This is a genomic window from Pseudomonas sp. Pseusp16, from assembly GCF_047324915.1.
In the GTDB taxonomy this organism is placed as follows: domain Bacteria; phylum Pseudomonadota; class Gammaproteobacteria; order Pseudomonadales; family Pseudomonadaceae; genus Aquipseudomonas; species Aquipseudomonas fluorescens_CD.
Genome location: NZ_CP168522.1, coordinates 41,692 through 58,543, shown reverse-complemented (window position 1 = coordinate 58,543; position 16,852 = coordinate 41,692). Strand labels below are relative to the sequence as shown.

At 57.9% G+C, this 16,852-nt stretch carries 11 protein-coding genes and 1 pseudogene; 5 read left to right on the top strand and 7 right to left on the bottom strand.

All coding sequences use genetic code 11. The features are described from left to right. Nucleotides 1-2: 2 nt before the first annotated feature. Nucleotides 3-2,972, top strand: a pseudogene (locus ACEN8Q_RS00230) (transporter substrate-binding domain-containing protein); the annotation flags it as partial. A 310-nt stretch (nucleotides 2,973-3,282) separates the two neighbouring features. Here the strand turns inward: ACEN8Q_RS00230 and ACEN8Q_RS00225 are convergent. From ACEN8Q_RS00225 to ACEN8Q_RS00210, 4 genes are all read right to left on the bottom strand, one after another. Next, nucleotides 3,283-5,685, bottom strand: a complete 2,403-nt coding sequence (locus tag ACEN8Q_RS00225) for an efflux RND transporter permease subunit (RefSeq protein WP_413704284.1) — start codon at nucleotides 5,683-5,685, stop codon at nucleotides 3,283-3,285. Continuing rightward, nucleotides 5,682-6,791, bottom strand: a complete 1,110-nt coding sequence (locus ACEN8Q_RS00220; protein ID WP_413704283.1) for a WD40/YVTN/BNR-like repeat-containing protein — start codon at nucleotides 6,789-6,791, stop codon at nucleotides 5,682-5,684. Before ACEN8Q_RS00220 ends, ACEN8Q_RS00225 begins: the two co-directional genes overlap by 4 nt. A gap of 88 nt (nucleotides 6,792-6,879) precedes the next feature. Beyond that, a complete protein-coding gene (locus ACEN8Q_RS00215; RefSeq protein ID WP_413704282.1) occupies nucleotides 6,880-8,232 on the bottom strand; it encodes a DUF1329 domain-containing protein in 1,353 nt (450 codons plus the stop codon). 24 nt (nucleotides 8,233-8,256) lie between these two features. Then, nucleotides 8,257-9,909, bottom strand: coding sequence for a DUF1302 domain-containing protein (locus tag ACEN8Q_RS00210; protein WP_007941915.1), 1,653 nt, complete (start codon nucleotides 9,907-9,909; stop codon nucleotides 8,257-8,259). 226 nt (nucleotides 9,910-10,135) lie between these two features. Here ACEN8Q_RS00210 and ACEN8Q_RS00205 point away from each other — a divergent pair, with 226 nt between their 5' ends. Next, the gene (locus ACEN8Q_RS00205; protein ID WP_413704281.1) at nucleotides 10,136-11,044 is read left to right on the top strand and encodes a GntR family transcriptional regulator; all 909 of its coding nucleotides are present in this window, start codon (nucleotides 10,136-10,138) and stop codon (nucleotides 11,042-11,044) included. Nucleotides 11,045-11,127: 83 nt separating this feature from the next. On the opposite strand, the gene ACEN8Q_RS00200 is transcribed toward ACEN8Q_RS00205, so the two are convergent. The 3 genes from ACEN8Q_RS00200 to ACEN8Q_RS00190 all read right to left on the bottom strand — a co-directional run bounded on the left by ACEN8Q_RS00200 (nucleotide 11,128) and on the right by ACEN8Q_RS00190 (nucleotide 14,312). Further along, complete coding sequence (locus tag ACEN8Q_RS00200) at nucleotides 11,128-12,774, bottom strand: bifunctional 3-(3-hydroxy-phenyl)propionate/3-hydroxycinnamic acid hydroxylase (RefSeq protein WP_413704280.1); 1,647 nt, start codon at nucleotides 12,772-12,774, stop codon at nucleotides 11,128-11,130. 85 nt (nucleotides 12,775-12,859) lie between these two features. Then, on the bottom strand, nucleotides 12,860-13,420 hold the full coding sequence (locus ACEN8Q_RS00195; RefSeq protein ID WP_413704279.1) for a VOC family protein: 561 nt from the start codon (nucleotides 13,418-13,420) through the stop codon (nucleotides 12,860-12,862). Nucleotides 13,421-13,460: 40 nt separating this feature from the next. After that, the gene (locus tag ACEN8Q_RS00190) at nucleotides 13,461-14,312 is read right to left on the bottom strand and encodes a fumarylacetoacetate hydrolase family protein (RefSeq protein WP_413704278.1); all 852 of its coding nucleotides are present in this window, start codon (nucleotides 14,310-14,312) and stop codon (nucleotides 13,461-13,463) included. Between the two features lie 126 nt (nucleotides 14,313-14,438). Here ACEN8Q_RS00190 and ACEN8Q_RS00185 point away from each other — a divergent pair, with 126 nt between their 5' ends. The 3 genes from ACEN8Q_RS00185 (at nucleotide 14,439) to ACEN8Q_RS00175 (ending at nucleotide 16,816) form a co-directional block, all read left to right on the top strand. After that, nucleotides 14,439-15,020 (top strand): amino acid synthesis family protein, encoded by a 582-nt coding sequence (locus tag ACEN8Q_RS00185; protein ID WP_413704277.1) that lies wholly within the window; start codon nucleotides 14,439-14,441, stop codon nucleotides 15,018-15,020. A gap of 70 nt (nucleotides 15,021-15,090) precedes the next feature. Continuing rightward, entirely contained in the window at nucleotides 15,091-16,206 is a 1,116-nt protein-coding gene (locus ACEN8Q_RS00180) for an alcohol dehydrogenase catalytic domain-containing protein (protein ID WP_413704276.1), read from the top strand. Between the two features lie 58 nt (nucleotides 16,207-16,264). Further along, entirely contained in the window at nucleotides 16,265-16,816 is a 552-nt protein-coding gene (locus ACEN8Q_RS00175) for a cupin domain-containing protein (protein WP_413704275.1), read from the top strand. The last annotated feature ends 36 nt before the right edge of the window (nucleotides 16,817-16,852 follow it).

Sequence of the window (16,852 nt, the reverse complement as noted above, 5' to 3'; positions counted from 1 at the left end):
GGATGCCCAGCCGTTTGAAGGTCTTTCTGATTCAAGTGACCGCAGGTCTATGCGTGAGCACCTCGTTGTTCGGGGCACCGGGCGATGAACACTACACGCTGCTCAGCCGATCGAAGGCCGGGGCGCTGGAGGTTCGACTGGATGAATCGCAACGACAATGGATAAAACGCAAGAATCAACTGACGCTCGGGACGTCAGCCCCGGACTATCCCCCCTTCGACCTGACCACCAGCGGCCAGGACTATGAAGGGTTTACCGCCGATTACGCCGGTCTTCTGGAAAAAACAACCGGGTTGCCCGTCAAGGTTCAGCGCTTCGATTCCCGAGGAGCCGCGATCGCTGCACTGGAGAACGGCGAAGTCGATCTGCTAGGCACCGCCAATGGATTCGAAGCTGGCAATGCCGGCATTGCACTGTCCATACCCTATGCCGTTGACCAACCTGTATTGGTGACCCGTGAAGGGGAAACCCGTTCCCTCACCGATGGCCTGGCCGGATTGCGCCTGAGCATGGTGTATCACTATTTGCCGCTGGCGGAAGTCACGGCGTTGTACCCAAAGGCGATCATCACGTCCTATCCGTCCTACCAGAATGCGATCAACGCTGTTGCTTTCGATCAGGCGGACGTGTTTCTCGGCGACACCATTTCAACTCACTACATGATCAACAAGGGGTACTTGAACAACATCCGGATGGCCAACTTCGGTAAACATGAAGCCTATGGTTTCAGCTTTGCCGTTAACAGGAACAACCCCGAACTGCTTGGCATCATCAATACAATGATCAGGGCCATCCCCACCAGTGAACGAGAAAGCATCGCCAAACGCTGGAGCGCCGGTAGCGACATTCTGCTGACCGATCAAAAGCTGCAACTCACTGAACGGGAAGAACGCTGGCTGGCACACCACCCGACAGTGCGTGTCGTCGTCAACGAAGCTTTTGCGCCACTGACGTTTTTCGATAGCAATGGCAACTTTCGCGGGGTCACCGCAGATTTGCTTGAGCTGATCAGGCTGCGCACCGGCTTGCGCTTTGACATCCAGCACAGCCGCAGCGACGACGAGATGATCAAACAGATCAAGGACAACAAGGCCGATGTCATCGCCCCATTGCTCCCCAGCGCCCAACGTCAAACCCAGCTGAACTTTACCCGCCCCTTTCTGGAAAATTCCTACGTCCTGCTGACCCGCAAAGCCGACGACAGCCCGACCAACCTCGAGCAGTTGCAGGACAAGCGCCTGGCCATTGCCCGCGGCAATCCACTCATGGACTACCTGCGCAGAGAGTTTCCCCGGATCAAATTGATCGAGACCCCGGACACCTTCAGCGCCGTAGAGTTACTCGCCCAAGGTCAGGCCGAGGGCGCGGTGAACTCACTGATCATTGCCAACTACTTCATTTCGTCGCGGCTGTTCGAGCACACATTGCAAATCAGCACCACCATCGGCACCGAGCAGGCAGCGTTTTCCCTTGCCACCGCTCGGGGTGCCAAAGAGCTGAATGCGATCCTCGACAAGGCTTTACTGAGCATTTCCCCGGAGGAGCTGGGCATCATCAACAGTCGCTGGCGCGGCTACTCGGCGTCCTCGCAAAGCACCTGGCGCAATTATCAAAGGCTGTTCTACCAAATCGTCTTCGGTGCAGGCGTGCTATTGCTGATTTCCATTGCGTGGAACGACTACATGCGACGCCAGATCAAGCAGCGCAAGGCCGCAGAGCGTGCGTTGAACGATCAGTTCGAGTTCATGCGATCGCTGGTCAATGGCACGCCCCATCCGATCTACGTACGTGATCGCCAGGGGCTACTGCAAAGTTGCAACGACAGTTACCTGCAAGCATTCTGCGCCAGGCGTGAAGATGTCATCGGCAAAAGCGTCATGCAGGGATCGATGAGCAATGTATTCGAAGCCCGGGAGTACCAGGCTGACTACCAACGCGTGGTGGCCGAGGGCAGACCGTTGATTGTCGATCGCGAGCTGCACATTGGTGGCCGGCGACTGACGATTTATCACTGGATTCTTCCCTATCGGGATTCCAGCGCAACAGTGCAAGGCATTATCGGTGGCTGGATCGACATCAGCGAACGGCGGCAACTGCTCGACGACCTGCGTTGCGCGAAAGAACGTGCCGATAACGCCAACCGGGCCAAAAGCACATTTCTGGCCACGATGAGCCATGAGATCCGCACGCCGATGAATGCAATCATTGGCATGCTTGAATTGACACTCAAGCGTCTTGATCATCAGCACCCGGAACGTCCGGCCATCGATGTCGCGTACAACTCGGCGAAAGGGTTGCTGGAGCTGATCGGCGACATTCTCGACATTGCCAGAATCGAATCGGGACGCTTGAGCCTGAGCCCGGAGCGCGTCAATCCGGGTGAACTCGTGGCCTCGGTCGTGCGGATTTTCGATGGCCTGGCCCGACAGAAGGAACTCGAACTGGTGCTGGAGTTTTCATCGGCCAACCCGACCTTCGACGTGTTGCTGGACCCCTTGCGCTTCAAGCAAGTGCTGTCCAACCTGATCAGCAATGCCATCAAATTTACCGAGCAAGGCCAGGTCCGGGTCGTTGTCGACCTGCACCCGGCAACGCAACCCGAGCACGTGCAAATGCGGGTGCAAGTTCACGACAGTGGTATCGGGATCAGCGAACAGGATCAACAGCGCCTGTTCGAACCCTTTGCCCAGGCAGACAACGCCATGCAATCGGCCAGGGGGGGCGCCGGGCTTGGGCTGGTGATCAGCCGCAATCTCTGCGAAATGATGGGCGGCAGTCTGCAATTACGCAGCGAGCCGGGCCTCGGCACTCAAGTGGAGTTGTTGCTGCAACTGGAAACGTTGCCACTGCAACAGTCAGCCCTGGTGGCCGAAACGCAAACCGTCGTCGCCACAATCCCATTGAATGTCCTGGTAGTCGACGATCACTCGGCCAATCGTTTGCTCACGTGCCAGCAGCTGGAGTTTCTTGGCGGCGAAATTCATTAAAAATGGAAATCAAGTCATTAAAAATGAGAACGAATTGATGACTTTTCACCTCTATTAGAACTCTTAGCATTAAGGTAGCAATCGACCCAGGCTGTATAAAAACGCTGGCGTTTTCACACAGCCTGGGTCGACATCTGCTCGCTACGATGGGCAGCGAATGGCCAGACGCTGACGCTCGCCGGTATCTGGTGGCCATCTACCTCGTCAGGTCTTCCCCTGCGACGCGTTACTACAGAGTCCGGCCATGCTGATAGAATCGCTCAGGTTATCCGACCCATACTCCACTAAATAGACCTCACGCGTTCGTCAGCAATGACTTGGGCTTGAGCAGAAAATGCGCCAATGCCGGAACCAGTACCAATGCGCCCACCATGTTCCAAATGAACATGAACCCCAGCAGAACGCCCATGTCGGCCTGGAACTTGATCGGCGACAGCACCCAGGTGAGCACTGCAACGCCCAGCGTAATCCCGGTCATCACCACCACCTTGCCCGTGGACAGCAAGGCAAGGTAGTAAGCGTCAGACAGACTTGAACCATTGCGCAGATTAGTGAGTGTCACGCTGAGGATGTACAGCGCGTAGTCCACCCCGATGCCGACACCCAATGCGATCACCGGCAGGGTTGCCACTTTGACGCCGATGTTCAGCCCCACCATCAAGGCCTCGCACAAAATCGATGTCAGCATTAATGGCAGCACCGTACACACCACCGCTCGCCACGACCTGAAGGTGATGAAGCAAAGGGCAATGACAGCCGCATACACCATGAACAGCATCTGCACATTCGAACGCTTCACCACGATATTGGTGGCAGCTTCGATACCGGCGTTGCCCGCGGCATTGAGGAACTGGATCTGATCGGTGTTATGGGTCGCCGCAAACTGCTCGACGGTCTGGACCACACTGGTGAGCGTGTCAGCCTTGTGGTCCTTGAGGTAGACATACACTGTCAGCAGATCGCAGTTCTGGTTGAACAGCTCTCGCGGCGCGCGGGTGATGATCGCATTCAGCAGTCCCTGGTTACGGGGTATCTCATACCAGGTCATGCTGCCTTCGTTCATACCGGCCGCAGCCTGCTTGCTCAGCGCCGCCAGTGACGTCGTGGACACCACGCCTGGCAACTGCTGAAGCTGTGCTTCCAGGGCATCGACGGACACCAGTGTCTGGTAATTGGCGCAATAGTATTGGGGCGTTTTCACCATCACCACAAACTTGTCGCTGCTGGCGGAAAAGTTGCTGACCATGAAGCGGTTGTCGCTGTTGTAGCGCGACTCGGGACGCAGTTCCGGTGCCCCGGGGTTCAGGTCACCGATCTTCACCTGAAGGCTGACGGCAAACCCTGCCACCCCGAGTAACAAGGCGACGATGATTGCACCGCTCGCCCATTTGCGTTCGGTGAAACGATCCAGAAAAGCCCAAAACGGATGCCGGGAGTGATGAGCGTCCAGCTTCGAAAATTTATCGTTAGCCGCTTCACGCTGCGCCGCCGCTTTGCTGACACCGGTGTACGACAACAGAATCGGCAACAGAATCAGGTTGGTGAAAATCAACGCCAGCACGCCCATCGTTGCGGTCACCGCCAGGTCCTGAATCACCGGAATTTTGATAATCATCAACACGGCGAAACCCACGGCGTCGGCCACCAGTGCCATCAGCCCGGTCAAGAATAGCCGGCGAAAGGTGAAGCGCGCGGCCACAAGCTTGTCTGCTCCTCGCCCGATGTCCTGCATGATGCCGTTCATTTTCTGGGCGCCATGGCTCAAGCCGATGGCAAATACCAGGAACGGAACCAGGATCGAATACGGATCAAGATCAAAGCCCAAGGTAGGGAGCAATCCCAGTAACCAGACAACCGCGATGATCGAGCACAGCAACACCAGCAATGTGCTGCGCACGCAACGGGTGTACCAGAACAGCACGATGCCGCAGATCACCAGCGTCGCGGCGAAGAACAGCTGCATCTGCCGCATACCGTCAATCAAATCGCCGACGACTTTGGCAAAGCCGGTGATATGGATTTTGATGTTGTCGGTTTCGTACTGCGCGCGAATCTGCTCCAACCGGCTTGAGAGCGCGCTGTAGTCGAGCGGCAGCCCCTCGTCGGAGGCGGTTTCCTGAAGCGGCAATAGCACGATGCTCGACTTGAAATTGGCGGCCACAAGCCGACCGACCTCTCCCGATCGCTCAACGTTCTGCCGTACCTGGTCAAGGCTTTTGGCAGAGCCGTCGTAATCATCCGGTATCACTGGCCCGCCGTCGAAACCCTCTTCTGTGACGCCAATCCAGCGGGTCGCCGGGGTCCACAGGGACTTCATGTAAGACCGGTCGACACCGGGGAGCAGAAACACCTCATCGTTGATTTTCTTGACCGTCTCAAGGTACGCGGCATCAAAAATGCTGCCGTGCCCGGCCTCGATCGCAATCCGCAAGGTGTTGCCGCCCTCGCCCAACTGGCCACGATTTTTCAGGTAGTTCTGCACATATGGGTGATCGGTCGGGATCATTTTTTCGAAGGCGGCATTGAGCTTCAAACTCAACGCCTGATAGCCGAGCACCAGACTCAGTAGCACGCAGATGCCCAAGACGATGCTGCGATGATTGAACAACAGCCGTTCAACCAGCGTGCCGGAGGAAGGATCGAATACATCTGGCTTGGGGACGACGTGAGGCTCGGCAGAACGGGTAAAGCTGTTCATTGATCGTGCTCCGGCGATTCGGCTGCCAACGCGGACGACAGCATGCCGCGCGCGCTACTGATGATCAGGTCACCGTTCGCGGCTTGCGCCATGCCTGTGAAGTAACTGGTTTTGGGTATCTGAAGGACAGCGGCCTTGGTGTCACCGCCCGCAAAGCGCAGCACTCTGCCCGACTCATCGGCGAGGAGCACCGAGCCATCGTCAAGCCGCAGGCCACTGGTCAATGTGACGGGTTGCAACGTGTCGAGTGGTTGCCAGGTAGCGCCGCGATCCCGGGACTCGAAGGCTTTGCCACGAAGCCCGAATGCCACAACCGACCCGCTGCCGGTCACCTGAAGCCCGAAGGTCGTGCCCTCATAAGGCGACGCCAGCGCCTCGAAGGTTTGTCCCTCGTCACTGGAGCGCAACAGCGTGCCCTGTTCGCCGGCGACGAACAGATCCGTCCCTACCAGCTCGATGCTGTAGAGATGCAATCCGTTCGGGTTATCGAGACGGGAACGGATCGATTGCCAACTGAGCCCGCCATCATGGGTGACAAACGCCAGGCCATAAGCGCCCACCACCCAGCCGTTTCTGGCGTCCAGAAACAGCACATCCAGAAGCGGTTTGTCGGGGCCGTCATCGACCAGTTGCCGGGCCTGAGCCAGACGTTCCTGCGCCTGTTCATCGGTGCCGCGACTGGCTTCCTGCAATTCGATCTCGGCCGCCTGGACGCCATCCAACTGCTTGCTCCAGCTCAGGCCACCATCCTGGCTGTGCAAGACAACCCCGGCATGCCCGACCGCCCAGCCTTGGCGCTCATCAATAAAGCGAACCTTGACCAGCGTCATGCTGACCGGGGAACTGACTTGCTTCCAGGTGGTGCCGTTGTCGTCAGAGACAATGATGAACCCTCTTTCGCCGACAGCTACGAGTCGTTGCCCTGCCCGCGTCACACTCAACATGACCGATTGGGCAGCCATGGCGCTGGTGATCGCTGGCAGCACCGGCAATCCATCGGTTTGTGCCGCTGCTGCCGTGCCGGTGAGCGCCGCCATGATCGACACGCTCAGCATCAACGCCTTGAACGGCTGTACATGGAAAAACCTGGGGGTTTGAGTACGCATTGGCGAGCCTCGATGATGCGGTCCAGTGGCCGCGATGTCAGTGACACCGCGCCTCTGGAACACGAGTTTGATTAAGCTGTTGCTAGGCTCAGCGCACCGACCCGGACGCTACCGAGTTACCGGTAAAGAAGTTCTCGGGCTTGCGCGGGATAACGCTATAGGTTTCGCCGTTCAGGCTTTGCACCACGCTGTAGGTCTTGGCTTGCAGGTTGTAGATCACCACCGGCTTCACCACCACCGCCGGGATGGAAGGCACTACGAATGGCAGTACTTGCGACACGCGCCACAGTTTGCCCTCGGCGTCGTAACCATCGACCAGCGAGACCGTCCAGCTGTCTTCATCGATGAAGAATTTGCGCTTGGGCACCGCGTGGCGTTTGCCCGAGGCGACCGTGGCCTCCAGCTCCCAGACGCGATGCAGCTCCCAGCGCACTTTGTCCGAATTGAGGTGGTTGGCCATAAAGGCGTCGTCGCGTTTTTCGGCGTTGAACTTGTTGTCGTTGTACGGGATGTACAGCTCTTTTTTTCCGACCAATTTCCAGTCATAACGATCCGGGTGACCGATAAAGCCATGCACCTCATCGAAGTAGTTGGCACCTGAAGCCACGAAGTCTGGTGTGTCATAACCCACGGTAGGGGCGCGGCGCACGCGGCGTTGGCCGACCAGGTATTGCCAGGCTTCCCGCGGTTCCTGAGCGTTGATGCTGTCGTGCGTCACCAGCGACTCACCGGCCTTGAACGGAGGTTCGTTGGTCAAGAACCGCAGCAGCGCATACTGCCCCGACCACTTGTCCACGCCGCCGTCCTTGAAGTAATACGGGTACTGCCAGTTCTCCACGCCACGGCTGGCCAATGTCCGGGTTCCGTCGGCATTGCCGATGATGTTGGCATAGCCCATCTGAATCGATTCCGCCTCGACCCGCAGCAGGAAATTCCAGATCACCTCATTGCCGGTTTTCGGAATCGGGAACGGGATACCGCCGTAGCAGCCCTCCACCGATAATCCATTGCTGGTGGTCTTGCAACGGGTAGCGTTGGCGAACGTGTTTTGATAAACGCTGTCCGGCGCCGCCGCGGTGCGATGGGTCGGGTACACATCGAGATGGAAGGTGTCGGGGTATTTGGCCAGCAAGGCTTTCGTCCCTTCGTTCAACTTGTCCGCGTACTGCGCAGCGTTCTTCGCGGTGATCTGCAGCACCGGTTTCTCACCCGGGAACGGATCGACCGGCATGTCGCCCGATTTGGCCCCGGCCACCTCTTTGGTCAGCCCACCGGTCCAGGCGGGAATGGAGCCATCGGCATTGCCGGCCTTTTCGGCGCCCATGGGCGTCAAGGTGGTCTTGAGCTTCGCCGCCTCGTCAGGGCTCACCGCCGCGAATGCGCTGTTGGCGCACAGGGAGATCGACAGGGTGGAAAGCAACAGCAGTTTAATTTTTGTCATTATCAGGGCCCGCCTGTTCTTTGCTTAAAAGGTTCGCTGGATCGAAAACGCCACGAAATCCCGGTCTTTCATGTTTTGCTGGTAGGTGAATGAATTAGCGGTGTTGATGACCGGCCCGGCCTCACCGAAGAAGTTGGTGTAGGACAGCGAGGCGTACCACTGCTTCTTGTAATCGGCCTTGAGCCCCAGGGTCAGGTCACCACCATGTTCCGGACCGAATGCCTGAGGCGTGACGGAAGAGCGTCCGGAAGGGTTGTAACCCACCGAGATCGGCGCTTGAACGTCGATGCCGGGGAAGACCTGGAAGTACTGCGGTTCAAAGGTGAAGCGCAGGGCGAACGCATCGCGAGTGGTGTTGGGGTCCAGCTGATCGGCATTTTTGGTCACGCTCAGCCGACGGTTGAACGCCAGCTCACCGACAAACGAAGCCCCATCCCAAAGCGGCGAACCGCCGTAGACATTGACCATCGATACCTGCGCATGCCACGACCGGCCAATGGGGTATGCCGGGTTCGAGTCGTTGTCGGAATCCAGACCGGTGATGATCGTGCCGCCGACGCCAGCGAGCGGCGTATCGAGCCTGATCGAGGTTTCGCCGGCGATGTTGGCTTCGCCCACCTGGGTGCTGAAACTCGCCCCGAACACCTTGACGTCCTCGGGGTAAACGTTGATGAACGTGTCGTCCGCACCGGGTACCAGCGCCGCCGGGCGGAAGTAAAACACCGGGGTCTTTTCGTGGTATTTCGCGGCGTACAGGCCAAACTCCCAGTCCTCGACGGCGAACTTCAGTTGCGCTCCGAACTGCCCGGAATCCCTGGCATCCTTGTCCTTGCCGTGGCGTAATTCGCCGGTCGGGAAGAACACCCGCTCCCCGCCCTCACCCACAAAGTCGGCACCACTGAAGTAGCTGCCCGCTGCGGGAAGGCGGGTCTTGTTCCACTCGAACTGGTAGTAGGCACCGACACTGACTGTGTCGCTCAACTGCCAGTTACCCGAGACCTGCTTGGTCGGCATCAGAATCTCTTTGAACTGAGAGCCTGGCACCGACTGCAGCTTCACCAGATCGACGGTGGACTGCGCATTGGCAATACCGTTGGCGCCGAAGAAAAGACTTTCGCCGTAGATCTGCGTGAACTGCCCCAGACGCCCGGACAACGAGGTGTTGCCGATTTCCTTCGAGCCATAGACGAAGGCATCGAGGATTTCGGTGCGCTGTCCGTGGATGCGGCGCGTGTCACTGGTGAACTCATCGTGATCGACGCTCACGGAGTTGGCGGTGCCGGGTGAGTCGTTATCGTTGTCGTGGCTGTAGACATTGTCGTACCAGGACGCCGCGCTGAGACGGGCACCCACATCTTTGTACTTGATGTCGAATTCGGACAGCAGATCCAGGCGATTGGAAATGAGCCCGCGATCGAAATTGCGGTCGCCATCGTCCAGGTTGGGATTGCTGTTGGCGGTGCCCGGCCCGGCCGCGACCTTGTGATCGAGTTTATTCACGCGCCAGGCGTTGCTGTACTTGATCGTGTTGTCCCAACTCGCCGAAAGATCGGGATTGCCGGTGTCGATCTGAAACGCTTGCGAGGGCGTTGAGAGGCTCAGCAGGACCGTTGCGCTGACCGCGCAGGCGAGGCTGGAAACCGGCAACGGGCAGAGCCGCTGGTTGGCTGTCTTCATGGAGATGTTCCTGTTTTTTGTTTTTGTAAAAAGGTCATCCACTCGCAACATCGGCTGCGAATACCACTGGGTGCTGCGTACCGCGCTGAGCTCCTTCGTTGTCCTTTTTTACGCTCGAACACATTGTGCGTAAAAAACATTTTGCTGCATCACAAATAACTTTGTGCACAAAAAATATTCCTGCGCAAATTCAATGTCAAGAACATTCGGGACCCCGGACGCGTGGGTGTGGCGCAATGGGAGGCAGGCGGGGGGACTGATCATTTCTTCAGAGAGGACGGCCGCAAGGAGGCTCAGGGCCGGACTAGAGCGCTGCACAGACTGTTTTGAAATTTTCTCCTTGCGACGAAGGAAAATTTATGATCAAGAAGGTCTATTCATCCTTTGCACTAAACGGTTTTTTGCGCATAAAATCCGTTTAGTGCAATATTTCAGGATGACCACGACCATGATCCCCTCCCCCAACAGTCCGCTGATCGATGTCGCGTTGACGAAGATGAAAAAAGCGATTGTTTGCTGTGAGCTGGCCCCCGGCGAAAAACTCAAAGTCGCCGAGCTGTCCAAAATCTACGGGCTCAGCAGCTCTCCCATTCGTGAAGCGCTCAACCGGCTGACTCAGGACGGCGTTGTCGAAGCCAGCGATAACAAGGGGTTCAGGGTTGCACCCATTTCCACGGCAGACTTCCGGGACATCACGCGGATGCGCTGCCTGCTGGAATGCGAAGCGCTGGGAGATGCCATCCAGTATGGCGACGACGCGTGGGAGGCGGATGTGCTGGGAGCATTTCACCGCTTGAATCTGATCGAGAAGAAACTCGGAAGCGGCGAGCTTGTACTCGACGATGACTGGTCCACCCGGCATAAGGCTTTCCACTTTGCGCTGTTCGCGGCCTGCCCCTCGCCGCTGATGTTGAAGATGATCGACTCCCTGTTTGACCGGGCCGAACGCTACCGGCGCTTTTCCGCCAAGCAGCGAATCACCCCAAGGCACAAGGGCAATGAGCACCAGGAATTAATGGAGGCTGCCCTGGCGCGTGATGCCGAGAAGGCAGTGACGCTGTTGCGCAATCACATTCAGGACACCCTGGGCCGAACTGTCGAAGCGATCGAACGCCAACAAGCCACGCTTCAATAGATCAATCGGTAGTCCAGAAAAAAGCCCTTCGCCTCGCCACTGCTTTCGTGGACAGTGCGAAGCGAAGGGCCCACAACCCTCTCTTACTGGTTTAGCGCCTGCGCAAACCTGAGCGTCGTATCGCACGTTCCGCCATGACCCTGTGCAGCCTGCTCCGGCTCCTTGCACCACAGCGCAAGCTCCATTCCCTCCAGCAACTCCATCGCCCAGGCCACCGTGACCGCCCCGCCATACACGTAGTGATCCGGCCGCACGATCACCACATTGCAGCCTCGACGTTCAAGCCATTGCGCCAGCACGCCGTCGACCTCCTGATAATCATCGGCAGTGCGCGTGCCTGGCTGTTGAGCGCTGACCAACCGCACGACATGGATGGGCAAACCTTTAAGCGATTGACTGCTGTGCAGACACCTCAACAAAGCGCTGGCGTCGAACCCGGGCGCAATGACCACGCGAAAGGATTGCCCGGTAAATTCATCCAGCAGCGCCTGCTTGCCGGCATGGTTGATCACCATCGGTTGAGGAAACAGCTCACCGGCCGGCGCGACTTGTGCGACAAAGCCTTGAGACAAACCGGGAATCAGCGATTGCCTGATGATTCCGCCAGGGTTCTCCGTCATCTGCTGGATCAACCGCGCATCCCGAATCGCGGCTTTCTCGCTATCACGCTCGCAGATCACGCGGCCAAATTCTTTGGCCGCCATCGTGGTTTGGCGGACATGGGGAATTCGCTCGGCCTGGTAGGTGTTCAAAAACGCGGGGGCTGCCAGCCCTCCTTTCACCAGCGCAAGCTTCCAGACCAGGTTCAGCGCATCGCGGATCCCCTGGCACATGCCTTGGGCCAGGAACGGTGGTGTCATATGGGCCGCATCCCCGAGGAAGAACACTCGGTCGGACTTCCACTGCTCCAGAATCAGTGCATGGAATCTATATGCCGAGGCTCGCCACAGCTGGTAATCACCCTCCGGCAACCAACGAGCGATCAGCTTCTTGATCGCTTCAGGCTGCGAGATTTCCGAAGGTTGCTCATCGGGATTGATCATGAACTCCCAGCGACGATGCCGACCGGGACCGACGACAAAGGTGCACGGCCGGGCCAGCTCGCAAAACTGCACGTTGGTCTTCGGCAGATGCTCGCCCGCCCCTTCGTTGAGGATCACATCGACCACCAGCCACGGTTCGTCGAACGCAAGGTCCTCCATCTTCAACCCCAGACGGGTACGGATCGGGCTGGTTCCGCCATCGCACGCCAACACATAGTCAGCCGTGACTGTGCGCTCAATCCCGTCCTTGGCCTGAATGCGCACGTGCGCCCGGGAACCGCTGGAGTCGACCGACAGCACTTCTGAACCGAGTTCAACGGTGACGGACTTCAAATCGGCAATTTTGCCGCGCAGTGCGCGCTCCACCGGTGGTTGCGAAAACACATAGTTCGGCGCCCAGCCCAGCTGAAAGGGCGGTTGGGCCGCATCGATGCGCTTGATCAGCGCAGAACCGGTGGTTCGGTACTCCGAAGGACGATAAGGCATGACATGCTCGGCAATCTCATTCGCCAGGCCAATATTGCCGAAGACACGCATCACTTCATGGTCAAACCCCATGGCCCGGGGGTTGGTGTACACCGTTTCGGACTTGTCCACGACGAGCGCATTCAGCCCCCACATGCCGGCCAGATTTGCGCACAGGGCACCCACCGGGCCCATTCCAACAATGATGACATCGTAGTCCATCGTCTACTCCGCTTTTTGTTTTTATCCAGTGCGACTTCCGGTTGATGAACGGGCTGGTGCACGCCCATCAACCAGGCCTCAACAATCAACCGACGCGAACCCGCTGCTCTTCGATCTTCGCCCGAATGGAATCCATCCATTGCTCGCGAGTCTGGAAGCCGGGGCGGCGCTTACACATGGCTTCGGTCTGGGCCAGGATGGCCTCGGTCGGCAGTTCGAGATCGAGTGGCTCCTTGCAAGGTTGAGCGGTGTAGAACGGCGCATCGACATACATTTCGATCGGGTTGCCTTCGGGGTCTTTGAAGTAAATCGACCAGGCGTTCCCGTGATCCACCTGAACAATCCCTTCGATGCCACGGCTTTTGGCGAATTGATAGTAAGTCTTCAGGTCATCCAGGGAGTTGAGCAGAAACGACAGCTGGTTGATCGGGTTGAAGGGCAGATCGACAGGTTTGCCGTCAAACAGCACCACCTGGTGATGCAGCTCCGGGTTCTGCGTCATGAAGAACAGGCGATGCCCGGTTGAGGCCACGCCCTTGTCGCTGACGATGAAGCCCAAGGTGCGGCAGTAGAAATCGACCATACGATCGAGGTCTGCGCAAAACACGCCGGTGTGAGTGAAATTGATAGTCGGTAAGGCGGGCATTTGGAACCTCCGGTTTTTATGATTGTGTAGAGGACAACGCTCAGGCTTCGTCGATAACGCCGTTCGACAGTGTCCCGATTTCGGTGATGACCACTTCGAACACATCACCGGGTTTCAGGAAAATCGGTGGATTTCTCTTGAAGCCGATCCCGCTCGGTGTACCGGTTGCCAGAATGTCGCCCGGGTTCCATGGCAGCGCTTTCGACACATACGAAATCAAATGTGGAATGTCGAAGGCCAACTCTGCAAGGCTGCCCTCCTGCAATTGCTCGCCATTGAGTACACCCCGTACCACCAGCTTACGGTAATCGGCAATTTCCGACGCTGGAATGACCCATGGCCCCAACGCGCCGGTTTTTCTGAAGGTCTTGCCCATGCCGTACTGGTGCGTATGGAACTGCCAGTCGCGAACACTGGCATCGTTGAAGCAGGTATAACCCGCGACGTGATCCATTGCATCGGCGGGATCGATGTGCGCGCCGCCCTTCCCGATCACCACGGCCAACTCGGCTTCGAAATCGAATTGCTCCGATACCTGAGGCCTTACCAGCGGTTCTCCGTGGGGCAGCAGGGTTTCGGCAAAGCGCTGGAAAATCACCGGGAACTCCCCAACCTTTCTGCCCGCCTCTTCGGCGTGAGCCACATAGTTGATGCCCACACAAATCACCTTGCCGGGATTGGGGATGACCGACTCCAGCTGGATGCTTGAGAACGGGTAATCGGGCTGGGTGTCCTCTACGACCTTGCGTGCTTCCTGTACCAACAGCGGATTGGCCAGAAAGGATGCGAGGTCCGGAACCTGCGCAAAACGACGTGTCAGCTCGACGACCCCGTCACCCGACACGGCTCCAAAATGGGCCTTGCCTTCTTTACGGTACGAAATCAGCTTCATGTTCTTCTCCTATTTTTTATGCACAAAAACTAATTTCTTGCACCATACATCATTAAATGCATAATGCAAAAGGCCGGTTTAAAAAAATAACGAGCTGCATAAGGCTCACGGTTCTGGAGGTTAGGCATGTCGCTTGTGATGGTTCGTAAGGTAAAACTGGACATCGAAGAAGTGTTCCACGAAGGCGGGCCTCGCTCGTCGGCCCCACTCAGGGTTGCGGTCGCCACCGCCGTGGTCGCCAACCCCTACGCGGGTAAATATGTAGAAGACCTGCTGCCGTTCATGCAGGAGTTGAGGGGGCTGGGCGCAGAACTGTCCGAGCGATTGATCCATGCACTGGGCGGTGCCCAACACGTGCAGGCCTATGGCAAAGGTGCCATCGTCGGTGAAGACGGTGAGTTGGAGCACGGCGCGGTCTGGCACGAAGCCGGTGGCTGGGCAATGCGCGAAGCGCTCGGCAATCCGAAGGCGATCGTGCCGGCGGGCAAAACCATCGGCGGTCCCGGTTGCCGAGTGATGATCCCGCTCGGGCATATCCAGGCGGCCTATGTTCGCAGCCACTTCGGTGTGGCTGAAATGACCGTATGGGACGGCCCTCGTCGCGGCGAAATCGCTTTTGGCCTGGCGATGGCCACCGGCGGCCGGATTCATGCACGGCTGGGTGGGCTCGCGGCGGCTGACGTGAAGGGCGAAGACGGGCTGCGTTAAGGCCCAGGATTTGAAGCGTGCTCCAGGGTTACGTACCACTACAAAAACAATATGTGTGTTGGAGAAGATCATGACTACAAAAACTATGCGCGCCGCACGTCTGTATGAAGGCGGTAAACCCATGGTCATCGAGCAAGTGCCCGTCCCCGAGATTCGCCCGACCGAGGTGCTGGTCAAGGTCAAGGCGTGCGGGATCGTCCCGAATCTTCACAACATCCTGACCAACTGGGTCAAATGGTTTCCGCAGAGCCCGCTGCCCAAGCTGCCTGCCATTTTCGGACTTGATCCGGCCGGGGTCATCGAAGCTGTCGGCGCCCAGGTCTATGACTTCAAGGTCGGTGACCGGGTCTATGTGAACCCGGGTCGCCACTGCGGCTCATGCCGGGCCTGCCGCGCGGGCAACACCATTGCCTGCAGCGCCTATACCTTCAACGGTTACTTCGGGTTCACCGCCAAAAGCCCGCGCATGTTCGAAGACTATCCCTACGGTGGTCTTTGCGAGTACATCCCTGCCCCGCAATACAGCCTGGTCAAACTGCCCGACAACATCAGCTTCGAGACCGCTGCACGCCTGGGCTATCTGGGCACAGCCTATAAGGCATTAATCAAAGCCAACGTCGGTCCCGGCAGCACCGTGCTGATCAACGGGATCAGCGGCACTCTCGGCCTGGGCGCTGTCGCCCTGGCGCTGGCCATGGGCGTTCGTAAAATCCTCGGCACCGCCCGAAACCAGGACCTGTTCCAAAAGGTGAAAGACCTGGCAGCCCCGGGCCGGATTGAAATTCACACCCTCGGTGCAATTCCGACCAACCAGTGGGTCAGTGAAATCACCCATGGTGAAGGTGTCGATGTCGTCATCGATGCCCTGGGCCCCGGCGCCCCCCACGAGAGCCTGACCCAAGCGCTGAAATCCCTTAGCCGTGGCGGGCACCTGGTCAACGTCGGCGCCATCGCCGGCGAAGTCCCCATCGACCTACACTGGATCATGGACAACGATATCCAGATCAGCGGTTCGGCCTGGTTCACCACGGGCCAAGGTCAGGACATGGCCGACATGGTTGAATCGGGGGTGCTTGATCTCTCATTCTTCGAAAACACGGCCTTCAGTCTGGAAGACGTCAACAGCGCGATCACCGGTATCGAAAACCGCCATGGTGGCTTCAGCAACTACGTCATCTGTCCTTGATAAAACGCAGCGAGCGGAGCGTTCTCCCCTCCCTCGCTGCCTCATTGAGTAATCCAGAATGCAGATCAGAAGAATCGTCACCGGCCACGACGAACAAGGGAATTCCGTGTTCGTTTCCGACGACTATACCCCAAGGGCGCAGTCCTTCGCCTCGATCCCGGGGCATGCGATGGCTCAGTTGTGGACCACTTCCGCCAATCCGGTACTCCTCGAACAGGAACGCGATCCTACGCTCGATTACGCATCGCTGATTCCTCCTCAAGGAGGCACCAGCATCGCTGTGTTTGACTTTCCGCCTGACACCGTCATGCAGAATCTCGTAGATGGCGTTAAGGCTTTTGAAGAGCTGAGCGCCGCACTGCCGGGCCTGATCGAAACGTTTGAGCCAGAAAATCCGGGCATGCACACCACGGCCACCATTGATTACGGAATCATTCTGGAGGGCGAAATGTGGCTGGAGCTGGATAACGGTCAGAGCCGTCTGGTAAAGGCAGGCGAGATCGTTATTCAGAACGGTACGCGGCACGCCTGGCGGAACAAAAGTGAGCGGATAGCCCGAGCACTTTTTGTGATGATCGGCACGTCACGTCCAGAGAAACAGGCTGTGTAGTTTTTTATTCTTCATCTCGCTAGTCCAAGGAGTTTT

What these genes read in the sequence shown, in the direction of transcription:
- ACEN8Q_RS00195 (WP_413704279.1), bottom strand. Translation starts at nt 13,420, where the DNA reads ATGCCCGCCTTACCGACTATCAATTTCACTCACACCGGCGTGTTTTGC.
- ACEN8Q_RS00220 (WP_413704283.1), bottom strand. Translation starts at nt 6,791, where the DNA reads ATGCGTACTCAAACCCCCAGGTTTTTCCATGTACAGCCGTTCAAGGCG.
- ACEN8Q_RS00180 (WP_413704276.1), top strand. Translation starts at nt 15,091, where the DNA reads ATGACTACAAAAACTATGCGCGCCGCACGTCTGTATGAAGGCGGTAAA.
- ACEN8Q_RS00210 (WP_007941915.1), bottom strand. Translation starts at nt 9,909, where the DNA reads ATGAAGACAGCCAACCAGCGGCTCTGCCCGTTGCCGGTTTCCAGCCTC.
- ACEN8Q_RS00190 (WP_413704278.1), bottom strand. Translation starts at nt 14,312, where the DNA reads ATGAAGCTGATTTCGTACCGTAAAGAAGGCAAGGCCCATTTTGGAGCC.
- ACEN8Q_RS00175 (WP_413704275.1), top strand. Translation starts at nt 16,265, where the DNA reads ATGCAGATCAGAAGAATCGTCACCGGCCACGACGAACAAGGGAATTCC.
- ACEN8Q_RS00225 (WP_413704284.1), bottom strand. Translation starts at nt 5,685, where the DNA reads ATGAACAGCTTTACCCGTTCTGCCGAGCCTCACGTCGTCCCCAAGCCA.
- ACEN8Q_RS00200 (WP_413704280.1), bottom strand. Translation starts at nt 12,774, where the DNA reads ATGGACTACGATGTCATCATTGTTGGAATGGGCCCGGTGGGTGCCCTG.
- ACEN8Q_RS00215 (WP_413704282.1), bottom strand. Translation starts at nt 8,232, where the DNA reads ATGACAAAAATTAAACTGCTGTTGCTTTCCACCCTGTCGATCTCCCTG.
- ACEN8Q_RS00185 (WP_413704277.1), top strand. Translation starts at nt 14,439, where the DNA reads ATGTCGCTTGTGATGGTTCGTAAGGTAAAACTGGACATCGAAGAAGTG.